Source organism: Chryseolinea sp. H1M3-3, from assembly GCF_029360725.1.
GTDB lineage: Bacteria > Bacteroidota > Bacteroidia > Cytophagales > Cyclobacteriaceae > Chryseolinea.
The window spans coordinates 89154-97780 of record NZ_JARKMY010000003.1; the positions used below are offsets into that span (position 1 = coordinate 89154).

Below are 8627 nucleotides of genomic sequence, written 5' to 3' on the forward strand. Positions count from 1 at the left end.
TAACCAAAACCAAAATAGGGAAAAGAAACAGTAAAAAGCCAATAAGCAAATAATACAGCAGAATTTAAGTAAGTGAAGTTTTGACTTTAGGCTTCACCATGATGTTGTTGCCCATATTGAAACCATGGTCCTTACTGATAAAAAGCTTGAACTGACGTTGCATGATAATCACAGAAAGGTTAATGAATAGCGACAACGTGAATTGTGACACCAGCAATACTTTGCGTATAGCCATGCCTGAAAATATTTTCAAGTTGTTTATGCTTTTCAGCACTTTAACGGTTGAAATCCGGAGAGAACAATGGCCGGAAAAAGGCCAGCAACAATTCCTACAGTTATGCAAAGAAAACAAAGATGCCATATACCACAAAGTCAGACTCTAGCTCCCACTGGAAAATACGTGCATAATTTAGTTGGGGCAAGAGTGGTTTTACCAGCAATAGCAATACAAAAGAAATCGCGAGCGCTATTATAGCCATCAAGACGGACTCAGTTAAAAACTGAACAAATATTTGCCATCGTGCTGCACCTGTCACCTTGCGCACACCAATCTCGCGGGCGCGAGAAACGACCGGGCAATTGACAAATTGGTGAAGTTAAAACCGAAGGAAAAATTTAGGTTGTTATGATTTTGTGTTTATTCATGTGTTACTCTGACTTTAAACTATTCACAGGATTTGCCTTGGCTGTCCGTAATACTTGTGTTCCCACTGTTAGCCAGGCGATGAACAAAGCAAAAAATCCAGAACCAATAAAGTACCACCATTCCAATTGTATTTTAAACGAAAAACCGTCGAGCCAATAGTTGGTGATCAGATAACTGACCGGCAGCGCAATAAGAATTGACACCAAAACAATTTTGGTGAACTCACTTGATAAAAGATAGATAATCCCGAACACGCTGGAACCAAGTACTTTTCTTATGCCAATTTCCTTTACTCTTCTTTCGGCCGTGAATGCAGCCAAGCCTAGTAGGCCGAGGCAAGAGATGACGATAGCGATGCCGGCAAAGTAGCGCGACAACACGGACACTCTTTCTTCTGCTACATATAGCTTGGCGTAATTTTCATCCAGAAATTTATATTCGAATGGGAAACCCGAAGCAAATGACTTATACAATTTATGGATTTGCTGAATGGTGTTTGCTTCTGTTCCTCCCTGAATTTTAACAATAAAATAAGGCATTACCGGATACACTCTGAAAAAAGATGGTTTAATCGGTTCGTGTAAGGACTCGAAATTGAAATTTTTTGTCACGCCAACTATCTCACTTTCAATTCCCCAGTATCTCACTTTTTTACCAATCGGATCTTTCATCCCCATGATCTGAATGGCCGCTTCATTTAAGATGATTTGACTTTCAGGATTACCATTCATAGTAGGCGAATGACCTTCCTTGAATTCAATGCCCATGGTTTCAATGAAATCCACACCTACTTCGATATTCGCGAAATTCATGCGCTGCTCGGGAGTTTTTCCTTCCCAGTCCAATTCGATACTGCCATGATCACCTGTAAGGTTATGACCGAACGTACCGGCATGAATGATTCCCGGAATTTTCTTTAGTTCTGTCCTGAAAGACTCCACTTTTTCCAGAGGCTGACCTTCCATTTCAAATGTGATAATGTTCTCCTTGTTGTACCCAAGGTTTTTGTTTTGGATGTATTCCATTTGCTTGTACACCACTAAAACACCAATAATCAATATCACTGAAATGGTAAATTGAAAAATGACCAGTCCTTTACGCACAAACAGTTCACCAATGGAAGTATTGAGTTTGCCTTTGACAATAGCGGCAGGATTGAAACCCGATAGATACAATGCAGGATAACTTCCCGCCAAAATACTTGTCAAAAGAAATATAACACCCATGCTTACAACAAGGGTAAAATCGAATTCCAATGAAATATTCTTGCCCGAGAAAATATTAAACTGAGGGAGCAACATGAACGTAACACCCAGTGCAAGAAGCAGCGAAATAAAACTAATGAGGGCCGATTCGCTAAGATATTGCCAGATCAACGTCCTGCGCGCGGCACCAAGTGCTTTCTTCACACCTACCTCCTTTAATCTGCGTGTAGCCTTGGCCGTGGACAGGTTCATGAAATTGATGCAGGCAATCGTCAAAATAGAAAAACCGATGATCGAAATCAGGCGAATATAAAATATGCGTCCACCTGAAGGAACACCATTGTCATAACTGCCATTCAGATACCGATCAGAAAATCGCTGCACAAAAAGCGTGCTCTCCGCTTCCGGGTTCTTCGATTTTATAAATCCGGAGATCTTATTATTAAACGAAGCCATGTCTGTACCTTCCTTGATGATGAGAAATGTGGATGGATCGCTGTTACTCCAGTTTTGATCCCACTGCCTTTTCGCTACGAAGGCATCAAAATTGAACAACAGATCAAATTGTGCTGTTGCATTGGCTGGCATTTTTTCAAATACACCTGTGATGTGATAGGTGTCCGTGAACGCCTGATGGTTCCATTGTACAAGTTTGCCAATAACGTTGTCTGTGGTATGAAACAAGTTAAGCGCGAGTTCTTCTGAAATGGCAACTGAATTTATGTCGGGTAAAAGATTACGAATATCCCCTTGGACAACGTTGCAAGAAAAAACGTTGAAATAATCTTTGCTCACGAACTGTGGGCTTGCCTTTAAATGAGCATCTCCAAAGGTGATAATACCTTTGCCCGAAAACCAATGAGGCGGAACTACGGTTGTAGCGTATTCCACTTCTGGCATCTCTTGTGCCAATGCAACGGCCAACGGACCCTGTGTGCCTTCAATGGTTTGTATTCCTGCATCACGATGAAAATTTTGCAGTACCTGAAATAGTTGACTGTCTTTTTTATTGAATTTATCAATAATAAGTTCGTCATGGACCCACAAGTAAATCAACAGGGCGCAGGCCATTCCGGAGGAAAGTCCCACAAGATTGATGAAGAAGGAACTTTTATGCCGATAGAAAGCTCTAAGAGAAATTAAAAAATTGTGGCGGAGCATAGCATATGGGTTTAAGGAATAAGTTGATCTATTGATGGATTTGATAATTCCTGGTCGGAGGAGAAGTAGGACATCTATGATAAATTTTATATTTGCCTTTTTCTCTCCCGATTTCTTTAGTCTTTGTTGATATACTTCAATCAAATCACCCTCAATATGATCAACCAACTTCGGATGGCAGTACCACCGGAAGAAGTTGAGAAATACTTTTGGAGGAGAATTTTTCATTGCTTATCGAATACCCTTCAGCTCCAATACAATTTTTGGAATAGCATTCCATAACTTCTCCCGCGTACTTTTCGAGTAGGCGATAGCTTTTTTGCCAAGGGCTGTTATCTCAAAATATTTGCGAGGCCTGCCAGCTCTTTCTTCCGTAGCTTCACCGTTAGAAGATCGGATATAACCTTTGTCTTCCAATCGTATCAGCGCAGTATGCAGTGCTCCCATACTCACATCTCGTTTCAGGCGTGCTTCAATTTCATTTTTGATCGACACCCCATAGGCCTCTTTATTTAATATACCGATAGTGAGCAAAACGATCTCTTCAAACTCACCGAGATAGTATTTTTTCATCGTGTGGGAATTAGTATTTTCTAAATGTAGGAATAATAATTGTGCCAAATCAGGCAAGCGAATAATTGAGTTTGTTTGGCTAATTAAAAGTAGGTTATGTCCACGTGCGAACATGAAACGTTCGAAACCGGTATTAGCTCGCTATCATCCTGTGTGTAAATGTTGGCTCTTGATAGCATGGGTGTCGCAGTGGATTTTCGCGGCTATGAAATATGCTCTCGAAACCGTTCGGGACGCTGACGATTCGCAGCTGAATCTTGTTAAAAAATGCGAAGGCTCGGCTGTATTAGTTTCTTAATTGTCACACGTTTTACTTTCTCAAAGTCCGGATTGTCACGAGTCCGTTCGCGTGGGCTCTATTGCTTCCTACGCTAGTGTTCTGCAGTGCTGCGCTTTTGAAGCCGCATTCTGTCCCATTAAACTTTTGCTTACACCTCACTCAGCCATTGCAAATTGCGAATAGCTTTGTCATTGCACTGGCCCTTAACTCCGATACTTCTTTAATAACGTTTCAATGTTGTCCCAAATTTTAAAAAGAGTGGAAGTCTCGCGCGACGCCATTTCGTAGTCCTCTTTCCCCTTGTCTGTCAAACAGTAATTACTTCCTCTTTTTGTCACAAGTCCAGTGTGAGTCAACCAAGCCAAGGACGTCTGAAGTTCTTTGTGGCTCGGAATAGCATGATTTATTCCGTCAGCAATATTTGAAATGGAATTGAAGTCCGCTGGTCCTGTTCGCGAAGCAATGGCAGTTGCCAAAAAAATCCATGATGTAGTTTGATTTTCTGTCATTCCCTTAATTTCTTTCTATTCGTGCGTAGGGTTTGTCTAGGAAATATCTCCTCCCTCTGTTGCAAAATATCCAATAACCGTATCTTATCAATTTTCTGTCCCCTGTTCAAGTTTGACTTACCAGATGGAAAACAAGGGCACGTACTATAGATGAATTCTTCAAGTCCATTAAATTCCACTTTAGCAATTTTGACATGGTCTTTATGATAGTCGCATCACGTTTGAATATGCGCCGCAGCAGTTTCCCTTCAAAATTAACAACAAAACTGCAATGGCGCATATTTACTGTTATGGCCAGCTTTTTACTCTTTCCAGGAGTCTGTCATTTGTTTTAATTCTATTTTTTGATTCTCACTCAATTGGTACTCTTGTCTTGAGGTTAAATTTATAATTCTCTGTCCGCCTGCGATTATTATTCTGTCCTCGTGTCTGTTGTAGTATCCAAGAATAAAAATATTGTCTAAGCCAAATTTAGTTTGTTTGTGTTTTTTGATTTTACTATCGAGAATTAATGAATTTAGTGTTTGTAAGTCGGTCGATGAAATCAGTTTTGTCTTTCGTCCCTCGTGTATTAAGTCGGTAAAATGAGTATAAGCGCTAGCAGTCGTCCTACCATGCAACTCAAAATCCTTAAACAACTTAACTGAATCCAGAGGTGCCTGCGCTTTTGCTTTAATTGTCAGCGTTAGTAATAATAGGGCAAAGTATTTTTCCATTAGTCCAATTTTTCAGGAGAGCTTACAACGTTTATGTATGAAACGTGGCTGGGCTTTCGAAGCACGTCACTGGTCCGACACCAAACGTAATTTGAAATTTGAAAAACTAAACTACAAATTTACACTGAACCGCAGCCATGTTTTATAAATTTTGTTGTAGACTGCCAGCCCTTGTCCGATCTTAATAATTGGGATTTCTGCTTATGTAGAATTCAATAAGCTCGTCCATTGGATAGTCACCTTTCTTGGGTTGATGTGTCCGTATAAAGCTGTCCAGTTCTTCTTTACTATAAGCAGGACTTGTTAGCACTTCGTAGTCAGTGTCAGCTAAGAGCGAGTTCAAAATAGTTTTGTAGTCTCCGGTCTTGGTCATGAATATCTCATCTGGTCCATTGTCACATATCCAAAATTCGTAAACCTGTACAAATCTTGCCTCCTCTGAATTCAGAAACCATTCCTTCGCTTTTAGATTGTCCGACCAAGAAGTCGTGTGGTCACGAAATTTGAACAGGAATCCTCTTTCAAAGTCGGCCACAGTCACTAAGCCCTCTTTGAAATTTGGTATTCCCCAACTTTCCCTGTTATCGTTGAATAAATTATCGGCTTTGTCACCGTTACACTGTCTGCGAATGAACTCTGCTCTTTTAATTAGTTCTTTGTCGCCCGTTCTCTCTAACTCGTCTGCAACTGTCAAGTATAATGTCGTGTCCTCGGTCAACTCAGGTGTCCTTGATTGAATTAGTCGTTCGAGTCCTTCGATTTTGTTAACCATGTTTGTCTTAGGCCTGGTTGCATACAACGGTATGTATATGCAGCGTTGCCGTTTTCTGGCTCCAACATTTCTCTCAACCACAAACCGTCTATGAAATGCAATCTAGTGATTCCGCACATCCCAGGCAATGATGCATATATGGTGTTGGCGGTTCGTGCGATCAACCTAATTTAGAGATTATAACATCTCCAATTATCTTGCCTCGTCTGTTAAGAGCTGTGTTATCAATTAATTCAATGCTCTCAAGCTTACCACTGTCAAAAGTTTCTGGTTTCTTAATGATGGATACAATTCTTCCGTCTAGGTATAGTGTCCCGTAAACATATAGCTGTCCAATGGTCGCCCTTTCCTGCACGTCTTTGTCGACCAATGAAAGAACTCTGTTTCGGAAGAACCAATAGTTTACTTTAGCTAGAGGTCCCAACTTATTTCTATGCCGACTAATGAAGTCACTCAATTTCATGATTGTCTCTTCATCACGAAACATTTCGAACGATTCAGTCCCCGGAATCGACGAATAGAAGTTCTTTTGAACTTCTACTTCAATCTCCTCTTCCCCGGTTTTCAGTCGCAGTCGACCTAGTTTGTATTCAACGTAAATATTCACTGTCCGCTTGTCCCTGTTTTAGCATGACCGCCAATGCTGGTGCATGAGGCGTGGCGGGTATAGATACCGCTTACTTGTCCGCCGTAACCGAACGGCTGTAAAAAAACTAAACTACGAATTTACTGCACATTGTTGGCGGTAGTGCCATTCACTTTTTATATCGGTCCGACACACGCTGGTGAAAATCACAAGTTGGTTCTGCTGTAATTCCTTAATCCACTCGTCGGAGTACTTGATGTCTGGTTGTGAAATACGATGAGTCAATTTCAAACCCAGGAGGCGGGTGAAATTCCGGAGGAGGCAATTTGTTCAGCTTATTTGAGCCGGTAATTAAGTAGCGTTTCCACGGAACTAAATTTATTTGGCACGAAGAACTTTCACTCGAAATCACAATCACCTCCTGACTCACCATTTTTCCTTTCAAGACCTTCATTACTCTAACAATAGCATCCATTTTTAAACCTCGTTCTTCATGGGAGCGCTTTGTCCATTCATCCTTATAGATATTGGAAATTGCCTCGCCAATAAAAGCGTACTCTGAGTTACGCACTAAGTCTTTCTCTTTTAGTTCAGGATCGCAAGTACAACACTTTGATTTGAAAGTCAGGAAAACTAGAAAAGTAAGGAGGATTATTCTTCTCATATATCTTGGATGCATTACCGCCAACGTTTGTGCATAATCAATGGCAGGTGTATGAAGCGCCTCACTGTCCCACGAAACCAAACGTAATTTGAAGAACTAAACAACGAATTTACACTGAACCCCGCATTGATTATGCATTTTTGTTAGCGGCCGTTTAGTTGATGTCCAGTTGCCCTTGAAAATTCAAAATCTCGTTCTTTCTTGTAGAATCGTCAATTGAGTTTTAATAATGTTGTATCACCAAACTATTAAAAGCGAAATATGTAAGGCACGCTCAAATTGTTCAATTTTCAAATTTGAAATTCCCAGTTTTTATACCATTTTCATTTAGTCGGCTAAGTCTTTTCTGAAACAGTTCTATCCAAAATTGTGAGTGAGCATTGTCCGTAGCACAATAAGGATGTCTTTTTATTATTTCCTCCCCAAGTGCCGCTAGGATTGTATCATCAAAACGACTCAGTTGTCCCTGTCTTGCATTCCATATGATTCGGCTAATTTTGTCGTTATCATAACCTTTGATACACTGGTCTACTTCTTTCAAATCTTTAAATCCCAATTGGACCAGCCTACTTGCAGTATAATCGTAGGAAAAGTCAGTCATTCTACCATCAGTGCCGAATTCTTTATCCAAATATGCTTTTAGTGCGTCGGCCGTAATTTCGACCTTATCGAGCCTACCTTTATCAACTGACTCACGATTTTGCAGTTTTAACTCTAAATTCTCATCATGAATTGATTGAAATTCCCTGTCGCCAATCTCAAGCATACCTGCCAACGCCATGAATCTTCTTTTAATTCTCTTAGGTATTATGCTACTAGATTTATATTCGATATCATGTTCGATCTCAGCCCATGCATGTTGAAGTATAGTTCTTACTTGAATCTCGGCGATTCTGTCTTTAAAAATTGAATACTCTGATAACCCGGTTCGACTGGCCATGAGTCTTACTAAGTAATGTACACTTTGGTACCCCAATTTTTCTTCTTTTTCTAAAATTTCATTTTTGTCACTTTTTTCGATCACTTCAAATTCGGCCTTGATGACCTTGTCAACCTCGATAACCGTCTTTGGAAAAAATGTTATTATCCGCGCCCCAGTTAAATCTGTAATGTCAGATAGTGGTTTTTTGTACTTTGGCTCGTTAGGGTCTTCCAAGGATGGTTTCGATGCTTTTTCCCCAAATTTTTCAATATCTTTTGCTCGTGCCTCAATAGAGTGATATCGTATACCTGCATTTTGTAAACTCTTTTCTAAGATTGATTTGACGCATCCTCCGAAGGCACTATATAAAGCGTAGACCTGTCGATACTCTTCCATAGCCCACTTCTTATGAGCTGTAAAGTCAAATTCTTTGATTCCAGTAGTATCCATAATTTTTAAATGGCCGCTAACCTTTAGATTCACTTCATTAACTTTCTTTATTCATAATCGTAAATTTTGTGGGTAAGTGGGTAACCGTTTCGGTTATCCATTTATCCACAAAAAAAAAGGCAGCCGATGAACTACGCGCTAAC

General features: G+C 40.2%; 9 protein-coding genes. All 9 read right to left on the minus strand.

Annotated features, from left to right (window positions below; all coding sequences use genetic code 11):
• Positions 1 to 64: 64 nt before the first annotated feature.
• The 9 genes from P2W71_RS13580 to P2W71_RS13620 all read right to left on the minus strand — a co-directional run bounded on the left by P2W71_RS13580 (position 65) and on the right by P2W71_RS13620 (position 8484).
• Positions 65 to 235 (minus strand): hypothetical protein, encoded by a 171-nt coding sequence (locus P2W71_RS13580; protein ID WP_276371805.1) that lies wholly within the window; start codon positions 233 to 235, stop codon positions 65 to 67.
• 413 nt (positions 236 to 648) lie between these two features.
• Positions 649 to 3240, minus strand: a complete 2592-nt coding sequence (locus tag P2W71_RS13585) for an FtsX-like permease family protein (RefSeq protein WP_276371806.1) — start codon at positions 3238 to 3240, stop codon at positions 649 to 651.
• A gap of 3 nt (positions 3241 to 3243) precedes the next feature.
• Entirely contained in the window at positions 3244 to 3585 is a 342-nt protein-coding gene (locus tag P2W71_RS13590) for a helix-turn-helix transcriptional regulator (RefSeq protein ID WP_276371807.1), read from the minus strand.
• 483 nt (positions 3586 to 4068) lie between these two features.
• Positions 4069 to 4374 carry a hypothetical protein gene (locus P2W71_RS13595; RefSeq protein WP_276371808.1) on the minus strand — a complete coding sequence of 102 codons (306 nt, stop codon included), beginning with the start codon at positions 4372 to 4374 and terminating at the stop codon, positions 4069 to 4071.
• A 302-nt stretch (positions 4375 to 4676) separates the two neighbouring features.
• Positions 4677 to 5090 (minus strand): hypothetical protein, encoded by a 414-nt coding sequence (locus tag P2W71_RS13600; protein ID WP_276371809.1) that lies wholly within the window; start codon positions 5088 to 5090, stop codon positions 4677 to 4679.
• 181 nt (positions 5091 to 5271) lie between these two features.
• Positions 5272 to 5862 carry a hypothetical protein gene (locus P2W71_RS13605; RefSeq protein WP_276371810.1) on the minus strand — a complete coding sequence of 197 codons (591 nt, stop codon included), beginning with the start codon at positions 5860 to 5862 and terminating at the stop codon, positions 5272 to 5274.
• Between the two features lie 160 nt (positions 5863 to 6022).
• Positions 6023 to 6469, minus strand: coding sequence for a hypothetical protein (locus P2W71_RS13610; RefSeq protein WP_276371811.1), 447 nt, complete (start codon positions 6467 to 6469; stop codon positions 6023 to 6025).
• Positions 6470 to 6680: 211 nt separating this feature from the next.
• A complete protein-coding gene (locus P2W71_RS13615; RefSeq protein WP_276371812.1) occupies positions 6681 to 7112 on the minus strand; it encodes a hypothetical protein in 432 nt (143 codons plus the stop codon).
• A 283-nt stretch (positions 7113 to 7395) separates the two neighbouring features.
• Positions 7396 to 8484 (minus strand): hypothetical protein, encoded by a 1089-nt coding sequence (locus P2W71_RS13620; RefSeq protein WP_276371813.1) that lies wholly within the window; start codon positions 8482 to 8484, stop codon positions 7396 to 7398.
• Positions 8485 to 8627: the final 143 nt, after the last annotated feature.

Bases quoted from the DNA above. Each gene is read 5' to 3' on its own strand.
- P2W71_RS13580 (WP_276371805.1), bottom strand. From the start codon at position 235: ATGGCTATACGCAAAGTATTGCTGGTGTCACAATTCACGTTGTCGCTA.
- P2W71_RS13585 (WP_276371806.1), bottom strand. From the start codon at position 3,240: ATGAAAAATTCTCCTCCAAAAGTATTTCTCAACTTCTTCCGGTGGTAC.
- P2W71_RS13590 (WP_276371807.1), bottom strand. From the start codon at position 3,585: ATGAAAAAATACTATCTCGGTGAGTTTGAAGAGATCGTTTTGCTCACT.
- P2W71_RS13595 (WP_276371808.1), bottom strand. From the start codon at position 4,374: ATGACAGAAAATCAAACTACATCATGGATTTTTTTGGCAACTGCCATT.
- P2W71_RS13600 (WP_276371809.1), bottom strand. From the start codon at position 5,090: ATGGAAAAATACTTTGCCCTATTATTACTAACGCTGACAATTAAAGCA.
- P2W71_RS13605 (WP_276371810.1), bottom strand. From the start codon at position 5,862: ATGGTTAACAAAATCGAAGGACTCGAACGACTAATTCAATCAAGGACA.
- P2W71_RS13615 (WP_276371812.1), bottom strand. From the start codon at position 7,112: ATGAGAAGAATAATCCTCCTTACTTTTCTAGTTTTCCTGACTTTCAAA.
- P2W71_RS13620 (WP_276371813.1), bottom strand. From the start codon at position 8,484: ATGGATACTACTGGAATCAAAGAATTTGACTTTACAGCTCATAAGAAG.